The organism is Bradyrhizobium cajani, from assembly GCF_009759665.1.
GTDB lineage: Bacteria > Pseudomonadota > Alphaproteobacteria > Rhizobiales > Xanthobacteraceae > Bradyrhizobium > Bradyrhizobium cajani.
Genome location: NZ_WQNE01000041.1, coordinates 26,032 through 47,891, shown reverse-complemented (window position 1 = coordinate 47,891; position 21,860 = coordinate 26,032). Strand labels below are relative to the sequence as shown.

The 21,860-nt window shown below is 64.9% G+C and carries 20 protein-coding genes; 5 read left to right on the top strand and 15 right to left on the bottom strand.

Going from position 1 to position 21,860, the window contains the following annotated elements; all coding sequences use genetic code 11:
• Positions 1-38: 38 nt before the first annotated feature.
• The gene (locus tag GPL20_RS33510; RefSeq protein WP_246251162.1) at positions 39-1,223 is read left to right on the top strand and encodes a glycosyltransferase family 87 protein; all 1,185 of its coding nucleotides are present in this window, start codon (positions 39-41) and stop codon (positions 1,221-1,223) included.
• Between the two features lie 148 nt (positions 1,224-1,371).
• On the top strand, positions 1,372-2,235 hold the full coding sequence (locus GPL20_RS33505) for an alpha/beta fold hydrolase (RefSeq protein ID WP_157335976.1): 864 nt from the start codon (positions 1,372-1,374) through the stop codon (positions 2,233-2,235).
• A gap of 305 nt (positions 2,236-2,540) precedes the next feature.
• Here GPL20_RS33505 and ftsH read toward each other — a convergent pair whose 3' ends face one another.
• The 10 genes from ftsH to tolQ form a co-directional block, all read right to left on the bottom strand.
• Entirely contained in the window at positions 2,541-4,463 is a 1,923-nt protein-coding gene (gene ftsH / locus GPL20_RS33500) for an ATP-dependent zinc metalloprotease FtsH (protein WP_157335974.1), read from the bottom strand.
• A gap of 265 nt (positions 4,464-4,728) precedes the next feature.
• Positions 4,729-5,790, bottom strand: a complete 1,062-nt coding sequence (tilS, locus tag GPL20_RS33495) for a tRNA lysidine(34) synthetase TilS (protein ID WP_157335972.1) — start codon at positions 5,788-5,790, stop codon at positions 4,729-4,731.
• A gap of 82 nt (positions 5,791-5,872) precedes the next feature.
• Complete coding sequence (ybgF, locus tag GPL20_RS33490) at positions 5,873-6,916, bottom strand: tol-pal system protein YbgF (protein ID WP_157335970.1); 1,044 nt, start codon at positions 6,914-6,916, stop codon at positions 5,873-5,875.
• Positions 6,917-7,103: 187 nt separating this feature from the next.
• The gene (pal, locus tag GPL20_RS33485) at positions 7,104-7,592 is read right to left on the bottom strand and encodes a peptidoglycan-associated lipoprotein Pal (RefSeq protein ID WP_157335968.1); all 489 of its coding nucleotides are present in this window, start codon (positions 7,590-7,592) and stop codon (positions 7,104-7,106) included.
• A gap of 295 nt (positions 7,593-7,887) precedes the next feature.
• Positions 7,888-8,613: an N-acyl amino acid synthase FeeM domain-containing protein gene (locus GPL20_RS33480; protein ID WP_157335965.1), complete on the bottom strand. Its 726-nt coding sequence runs from the start codon at positions 8,611-8,613 to the stop codon at positions 7,888-7,890.
• Between the two features lie 194 nt (positions 8,614-8,807).
• On the bottom strand, positions 8,808-11,138 hold the full coding sequence (locus tag GPL20_RS33475; protein ID WP_157335963.1) for a putative bifunctional diguanylate cyclase/phosphodiesterase: 2,331 nt from the start codon (positions 11,136-11,138) through the stop codon (positions 8,808-8,810).
• A 236-nt stretch (positions 11,139-11,374) separates the two neighbouring features.
• On the bottom strand, positions 11,375-12,742 hold the full coding sequence (gene tolB, locus GPL20_RS33470; RefSeq protein WP_167533330.1) for a Tol-Pal system beta propeller repeat protein TolB: 1,368 nt from the start codon (positions 12,740-12,742) through the stop codon (positions 11,375-11,377).
• Between the two features lie 23 nt (positions 12,743-12,765).
• Positions 12,766-13,725 (bottom strand): protein TolA, encoded by a 960-nt coding sequence (locus tag GPL20_RS33465; protein WP_254125413.1) that lies wholly within the window; start codon positions 13,723-13,725, stop codon positions 12,766-12,768.
• Between the two features lie 4 nt (positions 13,726-13,729).
• Positions 13,730-14,182, bottom strand: coding sequence for a protein TolR (gene tolR / locus GPL20_RS33460; RefSeq protein ID WP_157335961.1), 453 nt, complete (start codon positions 14,180-14,182; stop codon positions 13,730-13,732).
• A gap of 55 nt (positions 14,183-14,237) precedes the next feature.
• Positions 14,238-14,954 carry a protein TolQ gene (tolQ, locus tag GPL20_RS33455; protein ID WP_028180156.1) on the bottom strand — a complete coding sequence of 239 codons (717 nt, stop codon included), beginning with the start codon at positions 14,952-14,954 and terminating at the stop codon, positions 14,238-14,240.
• A gap of 807 nt (positions 14,955-15,761) precedes the next feature.
• Between tolQ and GPL20_RS33450 the strand changes: the two genes are divergently transcribed.
• Both GPL20_RS33450 and ggt read left to right on the top strand, forming a co-directional pair.
• Positions 15,762-16,085 carry a hypothetical protein gene (locus tag GPL20_RS33450; protein WP_254125415.1) on the top strand — a complete coding sequence of 108 codons (324 nt, stop codon included), beginning with the start codon at positions 15,762-15,764 and terminating at the stop codon, positions 16,083-16,085.
• 373 nt (positions 16,086-16,458) lie between these two features.
• The gene (gene ggt / locus GPL20_RS33445; protein ID WP_157335959.1) at positions 16,459-18,195 is read left to right on the top strand and encodes a gamma-glutamyltransferase; all 1,737 of its coding nucleotides are present in this window, start codon (positions 16,459-16,461) and stop codon (positions 18,193-18,195) included.
• 54 nt (positions 18,196-18,249) lie between these two features.
• Here the strand turns inward: ggt and GPL20_RS33440 are convergent, their stop codons facing one another.
• Complete coding sequence (locus GPL20_RS33440; protein ID WP_246251160.1) at positions 18,250-18,414, bottom strand: Rossmann-fold NAD(P)-binding domain-containing protein; 165 nt, start codon at positions 18,412-18,414, stop codon at positions 18,250-18,252.
• Positions 18,415-18,492: 78 nt separating this feature from the next.
• On the opposite strand from GPL20_RS33440, the gene GPL20_RS33435 reads away from it, so the two are divergent.
• On the top strand, positions 18,493-19,011 hold the full coding sequence (locus tag GPL20_RS33435; protein ID WP_157335957.1) for a DUF2231 domain-containing protein: 519 nt from the start codon (positions 18,493-18,495) through the stop codon (positions 19,009-19,011).
• Positions 19,012-19,026: 15 nt separating this feature from the next.
• On the opposite strand, the gene GPL20_RS33430 is transcribed toward GPL20_RS33435, so the two are convergent.
• From GPL20_RS33430 to GPL20_RS33415, 4 genes are all read right to left on the bottom strand, one after another.
• Positions 19,027-19,794 carry a serine acetyltransferase domain-containing protein gene (locus GPL20_RS33430; protein WP_157335955.1) on the bottom strand — a complete coding sequence of 256 codons (768 nt, stop codon included), beginning with the start codon at positions 19,792-19,794 and terminating at the stop codon, positions 19,027-19,029.
• A 202-nt stretch (positions 19,795-19,996) separates the two neighbouring features.
• Entirely contained in the window at positions 19,997-20,491 is a 495-nt protein-coding gene (locus GPL20_RS33425; RefSeq protein WP_157335953.1) for a DUF2852 domain-containing protein, read from the bottom strand.
• 121 nt (positions 20,492-20,612) lie between these two features.
• Complete coding sequence (locus tag GPL20_RS33420) at positions 20,613-21,353, bottom strand: TetR/AcrR family transcriptional regulator (RefSeq protein WP_157335951.1); 741 nt, start codon at positions 21,351-21,353, stop codon at positions 20,613-20,615.
• Positions 21,354-21,482: 129 nt separating this feature from the next.
• Positions 21,483-21,848 carry a YciI family protein gene (locus GPL20_RS33415; RefSeq protein ID WP_157335949.1) on the bottom strand — a complete coding sequence of 122 codons (366 nt, stop codon included), beginning with the start codon at positions 21,846-21,848 and terminating at the stop codon, positions 21,483-21,485.
• Between the last annotated feature and the right edge of the window lie 12 nt (positions 21,849-21,860).

Below are 21,860 nucleotides of genomic sequence, written 5' to 3'. Positions count from 1 at the left end.
CGTCAGGTGGATCGCGCAGCTGGATCTGGATTCCCCTCATGCTGCTGCCGGCGCTGTCGATCGCAACGCTCTTCGGCTGGGGCATCCTGATCTCCACCTTCGTCCATCCCGGCTGGATCGGGCTGAACCACATCGCGCCCGGCACTGACTGGATGGTGTTTTACGGTGCCGTCAGATCGGTGCTGGCCGGCAATCCTGCGCTGGTCACCGATGGCGACGCGTTCACCGCCTATCTCAACCAGTCGTTCGCATCATGGCTCACGGTGCCTCTGGCGTTCCGTCCATGGTTCTATCCGCCCAGCTTTCTCGTTCTGCTGCTGCCATTCGCGCCGCTTGGTTTCGTCGGCTCCTATGTCGCATTCCAGGCCGCGACCGCAGGCCTCCTGGCCTGGGCGCTTCGCAACCGGGCCGATCAACCGCGACTGACGCCCTGGATCATCGCGGCCGTGCTGATCTCGCCATCCGCATCTCTCAATCTGGCCGATGGACAATGCGCCTTTCTCGTCGCCGCGCTGCTGGTCGCAGGCGTCAGGCTGCTCGGACCGCGACCGCTCCTTGGCGGTGCAATCCTCGGGCTCCTGAGCTTCAAGCCGCAATTCTTCCTGCTCGTCCCGCTCGCGCTGCTGGGCCTGCGCCAGTATCGCAGCCTGTGCGCCGCCGCCTGCTCGGCATTCGCATTGGCGGCTGCAAGTGCCATGATTTTTGGCGTCGAATTGTGGCTGTGGTGGATACCGCAGGCGTTCAACAATCTGGTCAGCCCCGATGCAAAATGGCTGACCTATGGCCGCATCTGGGGTCACAGCGTGTGGGCCTGCGCGGTGCTGCTGGGCCTGCCGGAACGGCTGGCATCGATCCTGCAACTGGCCGCAATCCTTTCGAGCGCGGCAGCGACCTTCGCGGCATTTCGCTCCTCGCTCAGTACCGACAACAGACTGATCGTGTTGCTTGCGGCAACCGTGCTGGCGGCGCCGCATTCGGGGCCCTATGACGCGACGCTGCTGGCGGTCGCCATCGTGCTGTGGCTTGCCGCATCGATCGATACTCCGCGCTTTCGCGACTGGCTGATCGGGCTCGGCATCTGGATGGTGCCGTTGCTCAGTCCGGCGGTCTATATCCCGGCGGGGCGGCTATCGCCCCTCCTCATCGTCGCTCTCATCGGCCTCGTCTTCGGCACGTTGCGCAGCCCGGCGAAGTTCCTTGGCGAACACGTCACAGCGAAATAAAGCCGCTGGTGGTGCTCGCGATCTCCGGCGTCGTCTGCCCCGGCAAGTGGAGATCAGGGAGCTTCACTTCTCGGTGCTGACCGTCCCGGCAGGTGACGCGCCCGTTTGCCGTGCGGTAATAGCTGACGGTCGAACAGGAAGGCGCATCATGCCGCTTCGCAATCTCTTCATCGCATTGCTCGTCACGGTCTCGATCGGCGCAGCGCAAGCCGCGCCGCAATGGCTGAACCTGCCGCCGACGCCGACATTGCCCAAGGCAACGCAGAGCGGCTTCGCGCCCGTCAACGGGGTCAGGATCTGGTACGCCGTGTTCGGCCGCGGGCAGCCCGTGCTGTTGCTGCATGGCGGCCTCGCCAATGCCAATTACTGGGGCCACCAGGTCCGTGCGCTGCAACGGCACTATCAGGTCATCGTCATGGAGAGCCGCGGCCACGGGCGCAGCAGCCGCAATCAGGAGCCGTATGGCTACGACCTGATGGCCTCGGACGTGGTCGGGCTGCTCGACCATCTGAAGATCAGGAAAGCGGCGATCGTGGGCTGGAGCGACGGCGCGATCATCGGCCTCGACATCGCCATGAAGCATCCGGAGCGGGTGAGCAGGCTGTTTGCCTTCGCCGCAAACTCGGATCCGTCAGGCGTTGCGGACATTGCGACAAGCGACGTCTTCAATGCCTACATCGCGAGGGCCGGAGAGGAATACACGCGCCTGTCGCCGACCCCGACCGAGTACAAGAACTTCGTCGCGGAGATCACCAAAATGTGGGAGAGCCAGCCGAAATGGACGGCCTCGGACCTTGCGGCGATCAAGGTCCCGACCTGGATCGTGGACGGCGACCATGACGAGGCGATCAAGCGCGAGAACACGGAGTTCATGGCGGCGAACATTCCGGGGGCCGGCCTGCTGATCCAGCCGGAGGTCAGTCACTTCTCGTTCCTGCAGGATCCCGCGCAGTTCAATGATGACGTGCTGCATTTCCTCGGGCGTGGCGGTGAGCGCGCAACGCCGAAATGAGTGGCCTGTAGGGTGGGCAAAGCGCAAGCGTGCCCACCACGTCTGCCGCGACTTCCGAAAGATGGTGGGCACGGCGCAAGAGCGCCTTTGCCCACCCTGCGAAGCTGGCTTCAAGTCATTGCGAGCGGCGCTCTCTCAACACCGTCATTGCGAGCGCAGCGAAGCAATCCAGGGTGCCTGTGCGGAGGCGGTCTGGATTGCTTCGTCGCAAGAGCTCCTCGCAATGACGAGGCACTCGTGAACGCTGGCCAATAAAAAACGCGGCGTTGCCGCCGCGTTTTTCAATTCGATCTGCCGCCCGGCGATTATGCCTGCGGCTGGGGCTCCAGGCCCGGATCCGGATCGGGGCGCGGACGCGACTTGCCGGCCGGGGGCACGGCGGAGGCGCGCGGCGTGGTCGGCTCGAGCACGGACTCGCGGTTCGGCTTCTTGCCCTTCAAGAGATCGACGATCTCGTCGCCGGTCAGCGTCTCGAACTCGAGCAGGCCCTTGGCCAGCGTCTCGAGGTCGGCATGCTTCTCGGTGAGGATGCGGGTCGCTTCCTTGTAGCCTTCCTCGACCAGACGCTTGATCTCGGAGTCGATCTTCTGGACGGTCGCCTCGGACGCGTTCTGCGTGCGCGACACCGACATCCCCAAGAAGACCTCGTCCTGGTTCTCGCCGTAGGAGACGGTGCCGAGCTCTTCCGACAGGCCCCAGCGCGTCACCATCATGCGGGCAAGGCGCGTGGCCTGCTCGATGTCGGAGGCGGCGCCGGACGTCACCTTCTCGCGGCCGAAGATCAGCTCTTCGGCGACGCGGCCGCCCATCATGATGGCGAGGCGCGAGGTCATCTGCTCCAGCGACATCGACAGCTTGTCGCGTTCGGGAAGCTGCATGACCATGCCGAGCGCGCGGCCGCGCGGGATGATGGTCGCCTTGTGGATCGGATCGGTCGCGGGCACGTTGAGGCCGACGATGGCGTGGCCGCCCTCGTGATAGGCCGTCAAGAGCTTCTCTTCCTCGGTCATGACGAGCGACTTGCGCTCGGCGCCCATCATCACCTTGTCCTTGGCCTCCTCGAACTCGGCCTGCGTCACCATCCGCTTGTTGCGGCGGGCGGCGGTCAAGGCGGCTTCGTTGACGAGGTTCATCAGGTCGGCGCCGGAGAAGCCCGGGGTGCCGCGCGCGATGGTCTTGAGGTTGATATCCGGCGCCAGCGGCACCTTGCGGACATGCACCTTGAGGATCTGCTCGCGGCCGACGACGTCGGGATTGGGCACCACGACCTGACGGTCGAAGCGGCCCGGACGCAGCAGCGCGGGATCGAGCACGTCGGGACGGTTGGTCGCGGCGATCAGGATCACGCCCTCGTTCGCCTCGAAGCCGTCCATCTCGACCAGCAACTGGTTCAGCGTCTGCTCGCGCTCGTCATTGCCGCCGCCGAGGCCGGCGCCACGATGACGACCGACGGCGTCGATTTCGTCGATGAAGATGATGCAGGGCGCGTTCTTCTTGGCCTGCTCGAACATGTCGCGCACGCGGGAAGCACCAACGCCGACGAACATCTCGACGAAGTCGGAGCCGGAAATGGTGAAGAACGGCACGTTGGCTTCACCCGCAACCGCGCGCGCGATCAGGGTCTTGCCGGTGCCGGGAGGGCCGACCAGCAGCACGCCGCGCGGAATGCGGCCGCCGAGGCGCTGGAATTTGCCGGGGTCGCGGAGGAATTCGACGATCTCCTGGAGGTCCTGCTTGGCCTCATCCACGCCGGCGACGTCCTCGAAGGTGACGCGGCCATGCGCTTCCGTGAGCATCTTCGCACGCGACTTGCCAAAACCCATCGCCTTGCCGGCGCCGCCCTGCATCTGCCGCGACAGGAAGATCCAGACGCCGATCAGCGCGATGAAGGGCAGCCAGGAGACCAGCAGCGAGACGAACCACGGCACGTTGTCGCCGGGCGGCTTCGCGGTGATCTGGACCTTGCTGTCATAGAGACGCTTCACCAGCGTCGGGTCGTTCGGCGCATAGGTCTGGAAGCTCGAGCCGTTGGTGAAGGTGCCATGGATGTCCGGCCCCTGGATCACCACGTCGCGCACATTGCCGCGGTCAACCTCGCTCAGGAGCTGGGAGAAGGCGATGTCCTGGGAGGAGGCGCGCTGACCCGGATTCTGGAAGAGCGTGAACAACGCCAACAGCAGCAAAACAATGATGACCCAGAGGGCGAAATTGCGCAGATTGGCGTTCATCGATCTTCCTTCGTGGTCGCGCGGATCGCGGCCCTGATCCTTCGGGAGTTACTTGACCCAGTCACTTGGGCTGCGAGGAAATCCCCAAGGAATCCTCATCGTTAGACGCATACAATTTAGGTGCCGCCCCGGTCGCTGCCAAGGGAACGAGATGGGACTATTTATCCCATCTTAGAGCGATTCCCGCTGAAATAATGGCGACCTGGCCGGGGTTTTTCCTGCCTGGTTAAGGTGTCCTGACACGGTACATCTGAAACGGCCGGTGTCATGATCCGCCCTTGCCTCGCCGCGTCGGCGCCGGCGCGATGTGGATACGCCCCCCGGCAAGGCTGATCAAGGCTCCCGCAAGGGTCTGCTTCAGCATCGGCCGGCCATTTGCGGCTGTACGGGGGCCCGCGATGGCCTGATCGAGCGCGGCCAGGAGAGCTTCGACCTTGCCGAGTTCCGCCGGCCCCTCGTGCCCGAAGGCGTTGACCGCCCGCAGCAATAGCCGCAGCCGGACCTCCTCCGGCAGGGCGGCAAATGCCGACGCATCGAAGCTCCGCGCGCCCCGGAGATGCGGCGCATCGCCGCGATCCCGCACGCGGAGGAAGCGCTCGGCGCCGTCGGCTAGCACCTCGACCGCCGCGTTGGCGCGCGCCAGCCGCGCCGCAAGCCGCGCCAGATTTCTGACGTCGCCGCCCTCGGCCGCGAGCTGCGGCAGCAGCGCGCGCAGCCGCGGCCGGGTGAAGGCGGTGTCGCGATTGGTTGGATCATCGGCGAAGCCGACCTTGGCCCGCTTCAGCGTCGCGACCAGCTGCGACTTCGCGACATCGAGCAGCGGGCGCGCGATGAGGATGCCGTCGCGCTCGGACAGACGCGCCATCGCCGACAGCCCGGCAATGCCGCTGCCGCGCAAGAGGCGCATCAACAGCGTCTCGGCCTGGTCGTCGCGGGTGTGCGCGGTCAGCACGTGGCTGGCGCCGGCGGCCCGCGCGGCCTGCGCGAGCAGGCGGTAGCGGGCTTCGCGCGCGGCCGCAGGCAGTCCCGTCTTCGGCTTGGCGCCGCGCCAGCGCAGGGTCCGATGCGGCAGGCCGAGCTCGGCGGCCAGCCGCTTGACCTCGCGCGCCTCGCGCGCCGCCTCTCTCCGCAGGCCGTGATCGACGGTGACGACGGTGAGGTGCGGGCCGCGGGCAAGGCTGCGCTGCCAGCGCGCCGCGAGCCACATCAGCGCGACCGAGTCGGGCCCGCCGGAGACCGCGAGCACCAGCGCCGGCGCAGCTTTCAGATCGGCGAAGAGGCGCTTCGCCTCGCGCGCCGAGATCGGTGAGTTGTCGTCGTCTGACATGACGCGGCCCAGCAATCGCCAGCGGATGATCGCGATGTTTAGCGCACCAGCATCCGCATTGTCAGGGCTCAAACACGAGGTGTCAGCACTTCACCCGCTTCTGCTCGCGGTCGACAGCGGCTTTGACGCCGGCGGAGGCGCGCGGATATTTGCGGCCGACCTCGCCGAAGGCGGCGCAGGCGGCCTCCTTCTCCTTCAGCGCGGCGAGCGACTGGCCGAGCCGCAGCAGGGCGTCCGGCGCCTTGGCCGATTTCTCGTATTTGGTGGTGACAGCGAGGAAGGCTTCCGCCGAGTCGCGATATTGCTGGCGCTGGAAGTAGCTCTCGCCGAGCCAGTATTGCGCGTCGCCGAGCAGCGGATCGCTCGGATATTTCTGCGTGAAATTCTTCATGGTCTGCTCGGCAAGCGCATAGTCCTTGCGCTGCATGTAGCCGATGCCGAGGTCGAACTCGTCGCGCGGCGTTGCCGAGGGCGGCAGGGTGGTAAGGCCCACACCGGCACCCGGTGCCGGATAGCCTGATTGTGCCGGCGGATAGCCGGGCTGTGCCGCCGGGGGCGCGGCCTGCGGCTGATAGCGGGGGCTGGTGTTGGCGAGATCGAGCGGCTCGCCGGCGCCGCGACCGCCGGGTGCTCCGGACTGAGCGCCCGGCGACATCGGCTGCTGCCCGCCGCCGAGCGCGCGCGGTGCGCCCGGCGCGTTCGGATTCTGGTTCGGGTCGAATGCATCGCCGCGGCGGCGCGTGCCGGGCGCACCCGGAGGCGGCGCCTCCTGAACGATCGGCGCGGGAGAAGCGATCTGCGGCTGCTCGTAGTTCGGCTGCGCGGGCTGCTGGCGATAGACCGGCGCCGCCTGGACGGGCGGTGCAGCCGCGACGTTGGGCTGGACCGGTGCTTGACCGGGCGCACCCTGCGCGCCGCCTTCGAGCGCCCGCAGCCGCTCCTCGAGCTGGCGGTTGCGGTATTGCAGCTCTTCGTTCTGGCCGGTGAGCTGGCGCAGCTGGTTCTCCAGCCGCTCGATCCGCATCTCGGGGTCGGCATCATCCGACTGCGCAAATGCGGGCGAGCACAAGGAGAGCAGCGCGGCGATCGCCACGGTGCCGGTAAAGACCTTAAATCTGGATGACATCTTGCCCTGACGACAAAAGCGAAATGGCCTGCGACGGAACATTCGACGCGCCACACATTGAAGTGGAGTACGCCAAAAATGTGACTGCTACAAAGGGGTTTCGGTCACAGAATGCTGAAACGAAACCGGCGCCCGAGAGGGCGCCGGCATAATCGGTTTCTGAAGATGAACGGCGCCTGAGCGAGCGTCAGGAGCTCGCGTTCAGCACGGTGACGGCGCGGCGGTTCTGCGACCAGCACGAGATGTCGTTACAAACGGCCACCGGCCGCTCCTTGCCGTAGGAGATCGTGCGCATGCGGTTCGGATCGATGCCGCGCGAGGCCAGGAACGAACGTACCGACTGGGCGCGGCGGGCGCCGAGCGCGATGTTGTATTCGCGGGTGCCGCGCTCGTCGGCGTGACCTTCGATGGTGAAGCTGTAGCGCGGATAGGTCTGGAGCCACTGCGCCTGCTTCTCCAGGGTCACGATCGCCTGCGGGGTCAGATCGGTCTGGTCGCTTTCGAAGAACACGCGGTCGCCCACGTTCACGACGAAATCCTGCTGACTGCCAGGCGTCGCCGCGTTGGCCATCGCATCCGTCGCAGCGTTCTTGTTGGCGCAGGCGCCCATCGACAGCGCGACCGCGAGCACCGCAGCCAGCTTCAATCCCTGGAGGATACGCATAGGATATTTCATTCCGGAGCCTCCACGCTCACGTTAGTCCACTGCTGTCCGGTCTACAGGGGGTTGGTTAAGCGAACGTTCCGTCAACCTTGACGGAACCTTGCTTGAGCCGGTCAAATGCCCCCAACCAGCGAAAAGCAACCGTCATGGTTAATGGGTTGTAAATGTGGCGCGAGGGTGAAGGCAAGCCGTGCCCGCCGGCAAAAACGCCGGCATTTGCTGGAATATTGGGCTCAGAGCGGATGTGAGGCAATGCGAGCGCCGGCCCGACCGCACAGCGCGGGCCCGTGACGATGCCCGCGGGGAATCAGGCGTGGGCGGCGTCCGGCACCAGCGCCGGCCGCTGCGGGACCCGGTGCTGGCCACCGCGCCCAAACAGCATCCGCCGCTCGAAGGCAGTGGAGCGCATGATCGGATAGCGCTCGAACACCTTCTTGCGGAAGGTCGGGAAGTCCGCCGCCATCAGCCCGAACGGCTTGGTGAGACCCGGAACCAGCCGGGGCTCGGCGATGGTCTCATGCAGGAAGACCCGCCGGTAGAACGCCTGATGCTCGGGACGCACGATGGCAAGCCCGAGATCGGCATTGAAGTGCTCGCAGGCCATGTAAGCGAGGCGCGTCGTCAGATACGGCAATTCCGGAACCCGCTTGACCTGGTCGGGATCGGCGACGAAGCGGGTCGGATCGATCATGACCTCGCCGCGGTCGAGCCGCGGCAGCAGGATCTCGGGGAAGACGTCGACCGAGGTGGACTCGCGCCATTCCGAGGTCAGCACGCTGATGCGCACCGAGCTGCAGAGCTCGCCATGGAGATAGACGCCGAAGGTCCACGCGTTCGGCAGTTCGTCGTAGCGGTCGGTGACCCTGGCTTCGGGGGATTCCTTGACGGCACCCTCGCGCAGATAGGCGCGATAGCGGAGGTTGTAGATCTCCTCCTTGTCCGCGGCCGTTTCCGCAAGATGGTAATCGACGTCGGTCAGAAGCTCCGCTCCCCGTCCAACAGCCGAAATGACAGATCTGGCTGAGGACTGCATTCCAACTCCTTACCCACCCACTCACGCTCGCGCGAACCAAAGGCAATTGCTGCCAGACAACTTGCGCGCGCGTGATCATTTATTAACACCTCCTTAACAAGTATGCAAAGCAATCGAACGGTTAGGGTTAACCCCCGTAGCACTACGGTAGCCGGCAACCGACTGAAATAACGGGAAATTTTTCGAGGGTGGACTCAGGCGAAGGAGCGCGAGTGGACGACGTGGAGCAGGCTCTCGTCGCGTCGTCCATGCGAGGCGTTGAGGAGCTGGCGCATCCGCACGGCAGGCACCGGACGGCTGAACAGATAGCCTTGCGCCTCGGAGACGGTGCCGTCGGCGCTGATCAGCTCGAGCTGCTCGTTGGTCTCGATGCCCTCGACCACGACCGCCATGCCGAGATCGGCGGACAGCCGCGCCACGCCGCGCAAGAGTGTCAGCGGCCGGTCGGTGTCGATGCCCTCGAGGAAGGAGCGGTCGATCTTCACCTTCTGCATCGGAAAATTGTGCAGATAGCTGAGGCTGGAATAGCCGGTGCCGAAATCGTCCAGCGAGATGCGCACGCCGAGCGCATGCAATTGCGACAGGATGTCGTGGGTGAGCTGGGTGTTGCGGAGCAGCGATGACTCGGTGATCTCGATCTCCAGCCGATGGGCGGGGAGACCGGAGACCTCGAGCGCGTAGCGGATTTCGCTCAGCACGTCGCGCTGGTGAAACTGCTGCGGCGAGAAATTGACGGCGACGCTGACGCCATCCGGCCACTTCATGCATTCCATGCAGGCGCGGCGCAGGATCCAGCGGCCGAGATCGACGATCAGGCCCATGTCCTCGGCGACCGGGATGATGTCGACCGGCGAGACCGTGCCGCGCACCGGATGATTCCAGCGCAGCAGCGCCTCGCAGGTGGTGATCTTGCCGGACTTCAGATTGACCAGCGGCTGGTAGAACAGCTCGAACTCCTCGTTGGCGAGCGCCTTGCGCAGGTCGAGCTCGAGGATGCGGCGGGCCTCGACGGTCGCCGCCATCTCGTCGCGGAAGAAGCAGAAGGTGCCACGGCCGTCGGCCTTGGCGCGGTACAGCGCCATGTCGGCGTTCTTGAGCAGCGTGTCGGCGCTGGTGCCGTCCGGCGAGGTCAGCGCGATGCCGACGCTGGCGCCGATCTCGACCAGATGATTGTCGATGCGGTAGCGCTCGCTCAGCCGCTCGACGATGCGGCGGGCGAGGCTGGCGGCGTCCTCCGGCGAAGAAAGATTCTGCTGGAACACGACGAACTCGTCGCCGCCGAAGCGGGCGACGAAATCCTCCGGCCGCAGCATCTCGCGCAGGCGGTTGGCCACCGCGCACAGGAGCTGGTCGCCGCAGGGATGGCCGAGCGTGTCGTTGACCTGCTTGAACTGGTCGAGGTCGATGAACAGCAGCGCGGAGAGCCGCTCGGCATGGTGCGAATTCGCCAGCAGCCGCTCGATCTCGTCGCGGAAGCTGACGCGGTTCGGCAGCGCCGTGAGCTCGTCATAGCGGGCGAGATGGGTGATCCGGGCTTCCGCATTGGTGCGCTCGGTGATGTCTTCCAGCAGCAGCACGGTGCCACCGCCGGCCATCGGCTGGAACGTCCAGGACAAGGTGCGGCCGCGCGCGGGATCCGGATCCGCGGTGACGATCTCGCAGATTCTCGCCTTCTCGATCTCGGACAGGACCTGGTTGCCGCTCTCCGCCGAAATCGACCCCGCAGCGACGCAGGCCGACACGATGTCGGCGGCCGAGGCGCCGCGCTTGACGAGGTCGTCGGGCAGCGCCATCAGGTCGCCGAAGCGATGGTTCATCACCGCCAGGCGGCCGTCGGAGCGAAACATGCACAGGCCGTGCGGCATGTTGTTGAGCGCGGTATCGAACTGGCTCGCCAGCGCGGATTCGCGGAAGCTCGAGGTCAGCGCCTTGACGAAAATCGCATGCAGGCTGAGGTTGATGTTCTTCAGCCCGATGAAGAAGAACATCAGCAGGATCGCAAGGCCGATGTGGTAGAATCCGCCGTGCAGCAGCAACGCGAGCGACATCGGACCGCAGGCCAGCGCGACGTGCCACTGGATCACGCGGGGCTGCCCGTAATTGCGAGCGGCGCCACCGGCGGTGTAGCCGATACCGATTGCGACACAGAGCATGTCGGCAACCGCATCCTCGTTGTTGTAGATGACGACGAAGGCCCACACACCGAGCACCGCGGCATAGCTGAGCGCGCCGATCCAGTAACGCGGCTCCAGATACTTGGCCTCTTCGAATGACAGAGGCTGCGTTCGGTGTTCGTAGCCGCGCATCTGGAACGCGCGCGCCGTGCCGATGGCGATCAGGAGAAACGCGAGCGGCCACAGCCAGACATCGCCGGTCTTGAGCGCAGTCATGACCGCGGCCACGGCCGCGGAGGCCGAGCCCAGGAAGATCGCCCAGAAATTCTGCACCATAGAGTTGATGAGAGCGGCGTAGAGTATCGGCTCCAGCTCGTCTCGATCGCTCTGCTTCTGGTCGGCCAGCTGCATTGGCTTGTTACGCATCCTGTTTGGAGCGTACTTTTACCCAGCCCTGATGAAGCCTTTCTGAGGGAACATCGTTAAAGTCGGGTTGTTTTTCGGCAATAGCGAACCCGTTTCTGCTGACATATCAAGCAACTAGGCAAGCCTTGCCGGGCTCAAGGTGAAGGAAAGCTTGCTGTCCTGACCGAACCCGGAAAAATCGGCGCGTTTTTTCGGAAACATCGCGCGTCTGAACGCGCGATTTATTGGCCCGCGGTCGAGGACAATAGCGGCGACCATGCCGGGTCGGAGGCGAAGCCCGGCGTCGGCACCTTCAGCTCGTTGCGACCGGAGATGTCGACGGAGTACAGCGACGGTCCGGCATTGCCGCCGGGATCGCGGAAGAACATCAGCACGCGGCCGTTCGGCGAGAAGGTCGGACCTTCATTGTGGAAGCCGGAGGTGAGCAGCCGCTCGCCGCTGCCGTCCGGCTTCATGACGCCGATCGAGAACTGCCCGCCGCCCTGCCGGGTGAAGGCGATGTAATCGCCCTTCGGCGACCACACCGGCGTCGAATAGCTGGCGTTGGTGTCGTCCTTGGAGAAGGAGATGCGCTGCGCCTGCCCACCGCCCGCTGCCATGACGTAGATCTGCGACCTGCCGCCGCGATCGGATTCGAAGCAGATGCGGGTGCCATCCGGAGAATAAGAAGGAGACGTGTCGATCGCCGGCGTGTCGGTGAGGCGCGTGGTCGAGCGCGAGCGCAGATCCATCACGAACAGGTTGGAATTGCCGCCCTGCTGGAGGCTCATGATGACGCGCTGGCCGTCCGGCGAGAACCTTGGAGCAAACGTCATGCCCGGGAAGTTGCCGACGATCTCGCGCTGGCCGGTCTCGATGTTGAAGAGATAGACCTTCGGATCGCCCTGGCCGAACTCCATGTAGGTGATCTCTTGCGAGTTCGGCGAGAAGCGCGGCGTCAGCACGAGATCGGAGCCGCGGGTCAAATAGCGCACATTGGCGCCGTCCTGGTCCATCATCGCGAGCCGCTTGATGCGCCGCTCCTTCGGGCCGCTCTCGTCCACGAACACCACGCGGCTGTCGAAATAGCCCTTCTCGCCGGTCATCCGCTCGTAGATCTGGTCGGAGATGATGTGGGCGATGCGGCGCCAGTATTCCGGCGAGGTGAAATATTGCTGGCCCGCGAGCTGCTGGCCGGTGACCACGTCCCACAGGCGGAATTCGGCCTTGAGCCGGCCGTCCGGCTGCCGCGTCATGCGACCGGTGACCAGGGCCTGCGCGTTGATGGTCTTCCAGTTCTGGAATTGCGGCGCGACGTCGATGTTGCTGATGCGCTCGATGAAGGCGGCCTGGTCGATCGGCGCGAACAGGCCCGAGCGCTTCAGATTGTTGGTGATCACCTGCGTGACGCCATTGCCGACGTCGCCGTCGGACGGCGAGCCCGGCACGAAGCTGGAGATCGCGATCGGGATCGGCTGGAATTCGGTGGGATCGATGCGAAGCCGCGGCTGGGCCTGCTGGGCGAAGGCATGTCCGCCCCCAAGCATCGCGAGCGCCGATCCGGTGACGGTCATAAAGCGGCGGCGGGTGATCGATCGAGCGTCATTCATTGCAAAATTCTTTTGTTCGGATGTCACAACATATCTTTCAGGCCGAAGGTCATTGGAATGAGCTTCCAGCTCTCGTACTGCTGCTTCGGCATGAACGAATAGACCTGGCACTGCACGATGGCGCGCTTGGCGCTCTCCGCCACCGCCTGCGCGATCGACCGCGACGGTCCCCTCACCGCGACGACGATGGGCTCGGCCGCGAGCGATCCATCGATCTTCATGGGAATGTCGATGTCGGCTTCGTACTGGTCGGCGTCCTGCCCGTTATATGTCGGCGTGAAGCAGCGCTTGACCGCGCCCTGGAAGGCACCGCGCCAGGTCGCAACGTTGGCAACCGCGGTCCCCGTGGTCGATCCCAGCGATGCGGACGCATTCAGCGCCGCGCCGCCGAGCTCATGCCGGGTCGCAGCGCGCTTGTCGAGATCGCGCTGGATCTGCGCGGGATCGAAGGTGCGCTCCTTCGGCTTCGGCTGCTGCTGCGGCTGCACCGCAGCGACCTTCTGCTCCACCGGCTTGGGCGGCGGCTTCTTGGTGTCCAGCTTCTTCTGGAGCTCGGCGATCGGATCTTCCTTGGCCGGATCAGGCTTCTTTTCCTGCGGCTTCGGCTCTTCCTTCGGCTTGGCCTCGGCCACGGGCTTGGGCGGCTCGGGCTTCTTCTCGACCGGCTTCTCGGCGGGTTTTGGCGGCGGCTCGGGCGTCGAGTTGGTCTTGATCAGCTCTTTCTTCTCGGTGACCTTGCCGACGGCATCTTCTTCGGGCTTGGCTTCCGCGATCTTCTCCACCTTGGGCTTCGGCTTGTCCTTCTCGCCGGTCTTCTGCCCGGCGGTCATCTGCGCGAGCTGGTCGGTGGTGATGATGTCGATCGGAAGCGACTCTTCCGGCGCCACGAATGCCCTGCTACTAAAGGTGACGAGCCCCCATCCAATCACGAGGACGTGGAGGACAATCGACGCAACGAGTGTCTTGTCGACGTTCACCTTCACCGGATTAGGACCCCTGCTCCACTTCCGTGACCAACGCCAGCTTCTTGAATCCGGCTCCGGACAACAGGCCCATCACCTTGGCGACAGTGCCGTAATCCGCCTTCTTGTCGGCGCGCAGATAGATGCGCTCCTCGAGCCCGCCGCGCGCATCCGTGATCGCCTTCAGCTTCGGCACGAGGTCGTTGAGCGCGACCTCGGCGTCGTTGATGAAGACCTTGCCCTTGACGTCGACCGACATCTGGAGCGGCTTCTGGTCATTCTGGTCGAGGCTCTTGGCCTGGGTCTGCGGCAGGTCCAGCGGCACGCCGACCGTGAGCAGCGGCGCCGAGACCATGAAGATGATCAGCAGCACCAGCATCACGTCGACCATCGGCGTGACGTTGATCTCGGCCATGACCGGCTTGCGCCGGCTGCGGCGGCCGCCGCCTCCGGACGAACTCGCGACGTTCATGCCCATGGTCTGGTGCCCAAATTGCCCTTCACACTATACATGCCGTCATACATGCCGTCCGTCAGCCCCGCTCGTCGATCTGACGCGACAGGATGGCCGAAAATTCATCGGCAAAGCCCTCGAGCCGCTGGGCCTGCCGGTTCACCTCGGAAGTGAACTTATTGTAGAAAATAGTGGCAGGAATGGCGGCGATAAGGCCGACGGCGGTCGCAAACAGCGCCTCCGCGATGCCCGGCGCCACCACCGCCAGAGAGGTATTTTTCGACGCCGCGATCGACTGGAAGCTCGACATGATGCCCCAGACCGTGCCGAACAGGCCGACGAAGGGGCCGGCGGAGCCGACGGTCGCAAGCACCAGCAGACGGCGTTCCAGACGCTCGACCTCGCGCGCGATCGAGACGTTCATGACCTTGTCGATGCGCATCTGGAGGCCCGCGACCGAGCGGGCGTGACTCTCGAAGGAACGCTTCCACTCGCGCATTGCCGCCACGAAGCAGGCCGCCATGGAATGCGTCGGCTTGGCCGAGAGCGTGCGATAGAGCTCCTCGATCGACTCGCCGGACCAGAAGGCCTGCTCAAACCGGTCCATCGAGCGCCGTGTGCGCGCGTAAAGAAAGATCTTGTCGATGGCGATCGCCCAGACCCAGACCGAACAGGACAGAAGTCCCAGCATCACCGCTTTCACGATCCAGTGAGCCTGCCAGAACAGGGCGATCAGCGACACGTCCGCGGAAGCGGCAACCGGAAGGGCTGATTGGGCCACGTCGGCCGGATTCATAAGCAGTGTCCTCTCAAGGCGATCGTTCCACGTATTCCCGGGAGCAAATGGCTGCCGAGTCCCCAAGGCCGCGCGTCACGGCGCAGCCGGCAAGCCTGCTCAAAGCCTTATCTTTTTGGTTTGCAGCGGCCCGTCCGAAGCCGGCCGTCTGCTTTCCCCGCCAAGATGTCAAAACTAAGGGCTCCGGGCGCGACTTTCCGCCATTTACCAGACGCCAGCGATAGTTAACGCGGGGTTACCGGGAGCGAATTTGGCCGCCGAAAAGGTAGGCGGAGCAGGCGGTTGGCGGGGTGCTGAATACATCGAGCCTTTCAGCCCCGCGCGAGCTGCGTTCCCTCCCCTTGCAGGCAGGGCAATCGCATATGGCATTTTGCGTGACTTGAGCGCGCGCCTCGTCCTTCGAGACGACCGCTTCGCGGTCTCCTCAGGATGAGGCTAAGCGGCATCGGCGCTCGTCGAAACTGCTGCCACGCACTCGGTCCTCATCCTGAGGGCCCGCCAACGGCGGGCGTCTCGAAGGATGGCCACAAAGAAATTGGCAGCGATAGCCCTACCCTTGCAGGGAAGGGTCAGGGGCCCCCTGCACGGCACACTTTTTCGGTTGGCGTTCTCGCGGCGCATTTCGTCCGAGCGGGGCGCGTCACTCACGCAGAATCCGAAATTCGGTAAAGGCGGAGTCGGAAGCGTCGTTATGCGGTTTGTGCCATCCGCGACGGAACTTCACCTCGCGAGCGGCCACACAGCTCTATTGTTTTTGTCTGCAAACCGCCTGAGAGTGCCGGATGGGCCGCTCGTCAACTGATGGTAGTGGCTGATGAGCTGCCCGTCATACGGGAGATCCTCATGGAACAGATTCTGATCAACCTCGTCTCAGGCGCGCTTGGCGGAATTGGCGCGGGCAAGTCTTCGCCGACATTTGATCTCGGAATGGCTGGAAACGTCATTTCCGGTCTGGTCGGCGGTGGCGTGCTCGGCCAGGTCGTGACGTTGTTGCTTCCGTCCGTCATGGCCGCAGCGCAATCGGGAAATCTCAGCGTTGGCGGCGTCGTGTCACAGGTTGTCGCCGGCAGCGCCGGCGGGGCGATACTCACCGCGATCATTGGCGCCATCAAGAACAAGGCTGCCGCCTGATCCGTCGGACCGCGATCTACCACTTCTCCTTCGAGGTTCCCTGTGGACTTGGCCTTCCTTGACCACGGGCTCTGGGCGCGACTGTCCGCTCATACCAGAGCCCGGTGATAGCTAATGCGGGGTTACCAGCGGCGAATTTGGCTGCGGGAAAGGTAGGCAGCGCAGGGGGATGGCCGTTTTGCCACGGCGGCGGACCTGGGCGAGCTGCCTGCCCCCGGAGCGAGACGGGGTTCCCTGCCCTTGCGGGGAGAGGGAACGCAGTGTGCTCCACAGCCCGACCCCGTTCCCACGCTCCCTCGGCGGGCGCGAGCTGATAGGGTCCGCTCGCGGACAACAACGTGCCGACATCACCGGCCAACCTGAGGAACTCCCCATGCCGAAACAACAAACAAACGTGCGGTGGATGATCGCCGCGGCCGTATCGATCTGCCTCGTCGCATCCAGCCCCACGCGCGCCGCATCGGTTGCGCCGGTCGCCGCGGAAAACGGCATGGTGGTGTCCGCGCAACATCTGGCGACACAGGTGGGCGTTGAGGTGCTCAAGCGCGGCGGCAATGCCGTCGATGCTGCTGTGGCTGTCGGTTATGCCCTTGCCGTCGTCTATCCGGCGGCCGGCAATCTCGGCGGTGGCGGCTTCATGACGATTCAGCTCGCCGACGGCCGCAAGACCTTCCTCGATTTCCGCGAGACGGCTCCCAAGGGGGCGACAGCCAATATGTATCTCGACAAGGACGGCAACGTCATCAAGGGCCTCTCGACCAAGGGCCATCTGGCCGTGGGCGTGCCGGGGTCCGTCTCGGGCATGGAATATGCGCGCGAAAAATACGGCACCATGAAGCGCGCCGACCTGCTCGCTCCCGCGATCCAGCTCGCCGAACAGGGATTTGTGCTCGACCAGGGCGACATCGACCTGCTGCGCACGGCAACCAACGATTTCAAGGACGATCCGGCATCCAGTGCCATCTTTCTCAACAACGGCCAGCCATTCGCTGTTGGCGACAGGCTGGTGCAATCCGAGCTGGCGAAAACCCTGCGCGAGATCAGCACCAAGGGCACCGACGGCTTCTACAAGGGCTGGGTCGGCAGCGCCATCGTGGCATCCAGCCAGGCCGGCAAAGGCCTGCTGACGCAGGACGACCTCGACGGCTACAAGACGCGCGAACTCGCACCGGTCGAATGCGACTATCGCGGCTATCACGTGGTTTCCGCGCCGCCGCCGAGCTCGGGCGGCGTCATCATCTGCGAAATCCTGAATATCCTGGAAGGCTATCCGCTCAAGGAGCTGGGCTATCATTCCGCGCAGGCCATGCACGTGCAGATCGAAGCGATGCGGCACGCTTACGTGGACCGCAACAGCTATCTCGGCGATCCCGACTTCGTGAAGAATCCGCTCGACCGCCTGCTTGACAGGGCTTACGCGGCCAAGATCCGCGCCGTGATCGACCCGAACAAGGCCGGCGTCTCCAAGGACATCAAGCCGGGCGTCGCGCCGCACGAGGGCAGCAACACCACGCACTATTCAATCGCGGACAAGGACGGCAACGCCGTGTCTGTCACCTACACGCTGAACGACTGGTTCGGCGCCAAGGTGACGGCTGCGAAGACCGGCGTGCTGCTCAACGATGAAATGGATGACTTCACCGCCAAGGTCGGCGTTCCGAACCTGTATGGCCTGGTGCAGGGCGAGGCCAACGCCATCGCGCCCGGCAAGCGGCCGCTGTCCTCGATGAGCCCCACCATCGTCAGCAAGGACGGCAAGCCGGTGATGGTGGTGGGCACGCCCGGCGGCAGCCGCATCATCACGGCCGTGCTGCAGACCATGATCAACGCCATCGACTACGGCATGAATGCGCAGGAAGCCGTCGACATGCCGCGCATCCACCAGCAGTGGCTTCCCGATATCACCAACGCCGAGAATTATGCGCTGTCGCCCGACACGCAGAAGATTCTGGAGAGCATGGGCCACAAATTCGGCCCGCCGCAGCCGGCCAACCATCTGGCAGTCATCATCGTTGGCGCGCCGTCGCTCGACGGCAAGCAAGTCGGCAACAATCGTTACTACGGTGCGAACGATCCGCGCCGCAACAGCGGGTTGGCGGCCGGGTATTGAGAGAACGCGTAGGGTGGGTTGCGCTTTCGGCCAACCCACCCTACCGCCACGACGCTACCACTTCTCCTTCGAGGTCCGCACGTCGAGCTCGAACGACCAGGCGCGTTCGGGCTGGCGATAGAGGAAGGCGAAGGCATCGGCGATGCCTTCGATGTCGATCAGGCTGTCCTCGCGGCTGGGCAGAATCGGAAAAGCGCGAAAAGATCTTATCGCCCGCAATCGGCGGTTCCCGTGCCTGCAGGAACCACCCCTCCACCAGAAAATTGTCCCGAAAATCACCTTTGGCGAGGTTTTGCCATGAGCATCAACCCCAAGACGACCGCCGCGATCGGCGACCATCCGCTCCACCCCATGATCATTCCGTTCCCCGTGGCATTCCTGGTCGGCGCACCCATCGCCGATCTGGCCTTCATCGGAACCGGCGACGGTTTCTGGGCCAGGGCCGCGATCTGGCTGATCGGCGCCGGCATCGTGATGGCGCTCGTTGCCGCCGCGGCCGGCTTCACGGACTTCCTCAACGAGCCCCGCATCCGCAGCCTCAACGATGCCTGGTATCACATGATCGGCAATCTCACCGCGGTCGTGCTGGCCCTGATCAACCTCTATCTCCGCTACGCGCAAGGCACTGAAGCTGCGATCAAGCCGTGGGGCGTGGTGCTGTCGCTCGTCGTGGTCGGCATCCTCCTGTTCACGGGATGGAAGGGCTGGGAGATGGTCTATCGCCATCATGTCGCGGTGCTGGACGCGCCGGGCCAGACCAGCTCGGAGCCTGTGAGCCCGCATCATGGCGGCGAGAGCCACCGCCACGCCGCCTGACGAGGTGATGGCGGTTCAAGCCGCGGAAGCGGGTTCCGGGCAGTTGGTCAGCCGTGCAGGATTGCCGACTGCGGTGCAGCCGTCCGGCACGTCGCCGGTCACGACCGAGCCCGCACCAATCTTGGCGAAATCGCCGATGCTGATATCGCCGAGGATGGTCGCGCCGCCGCCGATGTAGACGCCGCGGCCGATGCGCGGCGAACGCGTCGGCAGCTCGCCATGGCGCCCGATGCTGACGTTCTGGAGGATGGTGACCTCGTCGCCGATGACGACATTCGCACCGATCACGATGCCCGTGGCGTGGTCGAGATAGACGGACGATCCGATGCTGGCGGCGGGATGAATGCTGACCTGGAGGACGTTCGACGCTTCGTTCTGAAACAGCAGCGCAGCATCGACGTGGCCATGGCGCCAGTGCCAGTTCGAGACGCGCCAGGCTTGCAGCGCGACATAGCCCTTGAAATGCAGGAGCGGCGGCAACAGCGCGGCGATGGCGGGATCGCGGAGCGCGATCGCGCGCAAGTCGTGACCGGCTGCCTCGACCAGCTCCGGCGCGCGACCAAAGGCGTTGCGGGAAAACGCCGCGAAACGCGCGCGGTCGGCACTGCTGCCGCCAAGGCGGCGCCCGGTCAGATCGGCCAGGGCAGCGGCGAAATCGTCATGGACGAGGATCGTGCCGGCAAGGACCTTGCCGAAGACGGGATCGGCTGCCGCCGCGCGTTCGGCCTCGCTGCGGATCTCCCGCCAGAGGCTGTCGCTCGCCACGATCGCAGCTTCCGTCATCGTCGCCTCCGGTCAGCCCTCTTGCGTAGCGGCGAATATAGGACGTCCGCATCAGGGCGCCAGTCGTCGCGCCGGCATGCGCCGGCTCCCGCGCTCCTGATGCCCCCAAAAACCAAACCGCCCGCCTGCGGGTTGCGCAGGCGGGCGGCTCGGGGCCATCAGGACTTTGGGGGCATGCGCCTGAAGGCTTTGAGAGGTTCGATCAACCCTGCTGCTGCTGGTCGGTCGGCGGCGGGGTCGGACGCGTCTTGTGCTGCGCCATGAACTGGTCGAACTCTTCCTTGTCCTTGGCGTGACGGAGCCGCGTCAGGAAATCCTTGAACTCGCGCTGCTCTTCCTCGAGCCGCTGCAGCGTCTCGGCGCGGTATTCGTCGAAGGCGCGGTTGCCCGAGGACGGCGGGCCGAAGCCAAAGCCGAAACCACGGCGCTCCACGCGGTCGCGCATGCGATCCATCTTGTACTGCATCCGCTCCATCTTGTTCTGCCAGCGATCCTGGTGGCTCCAGCACGACATTCTTCTGCTCCCGAGTGTGAAAAAGAGAAGGGCAAGTCCGATCGGCCACCAGATGATGAAGCCGAGGATGGTCACGGCGATCCAGCCGGGATGCCAGGGTGTGTCCAGCATGCGGGGGCGCTCGTACTGTTGGTATTGGTCCGAAGGGCCGCGCCATCGATTGACATCAGCGGTGTAGGCCATTTCCCATCTCCATCACGGCACCAGCGCCGTTGTGAATGTAAATAACATTTACATAGGTAGCCCATCCCGCGATTTTGTCAAGCTGGCCACCCGACAGGCCGGGCGAATTATTTGCGCAATTTTATTTCGGTTTGCCCCAGGGACCGCCGGGCGGCACGCCAGAACCGGAGGATGCCTCCGGCGGCACCGGGGGCGGCTCGGCGCTCCTCGCCTGAGAGCGACGGTCGGTGGGGAAGCCGAGACCGCGCAGATAGATCAGCACCTCGGCTTCGAGCAGCTCGTCCGGCGACATCGGCAGTTTGCGCCGCGCGGCGTCGCCGCGCGAGAACAGCGAGGCCACGCCGTGCGCCATCGACCAGATGTGCAGCGCCATCATCATCGCCGGCGGGCGCGGCGTACCGGGCGGCGCGAGCGCGGCAAGCCGTTCTGCCGCGGCGCGAATGATGTTGAAGGCGCGTTCACTGGCGGCCTGCAGCGCCGGATTTGAATCGACCGGCACGCCCGATTCGAACATCGCGTTGTAGAACGCCGGCTCCTCGCGGGCGAAGGCGAGATAGGCTTTGCCGACGCGCTCGAACGCGGTGACGGTGTCGGGCCGTCCGTCGTCCCAGGCCGCGGTCAAGCGTGATTCGAACTGCTCGAAGCCGCGCTGGGCGATCGAGGACAGCAGCTCGTCACGGTCGCGGAAATGCCGGTAAGGCGCGGCGGCGCTGACGCCGGCCATGCGCGCGGCGTCGGCAAAGGTGAAGCCCGCCGCGCCCTTCTCGGCGATCAGGCCGAGAGCGGCCTGCAACAGGGCCTCCTTCAGATTGCCGTGGTGATAGCCGCGCTCGGCGCGGCGCTGCTCCTTGCGCCAGCTCATGTGAACGGCTTTTACATGAGCCGGGCGTGAAGGTCACTAGCGGCGATGAGGCGTCATTAACCCCGTACTTCCACGGGGCATGCCGGGCCGATACGTCGGCATCGAGCCCGGAAACGTGTTCGCCCGAGGCTACATCTGCGGAAGGGGCAGCACGGGCATGACTTCCACCGCCTCGCCCGGGAAGATCGCAAAATGCGGATGGTTCTCGAACAGCCTGGCAGCTTCCTCCTGCGAGGCGGCCCGCACCACCGTGAAGCCGGTCAGCGCATTGCTGACCTCGCTGATGCCGGTCGCGTCGATCCTGCGGGTCTTGCCGAGCGGGCCACCCATCTCGACGATGACGGCCTTGTGCTTCTCGACCCAGCCCTGCCAGGCGGCCATGCCCTCCCGCTCCTTTGCCTTCCGTTCGGCCTCGGGCAGCGCGCGCCAGGCCGCCATTTTCGAGCCGTTCATGCTGCCGAGATAGACGGCGAGGAATGTGTGTTCGGTGCTCATCGGTTCTCTCCT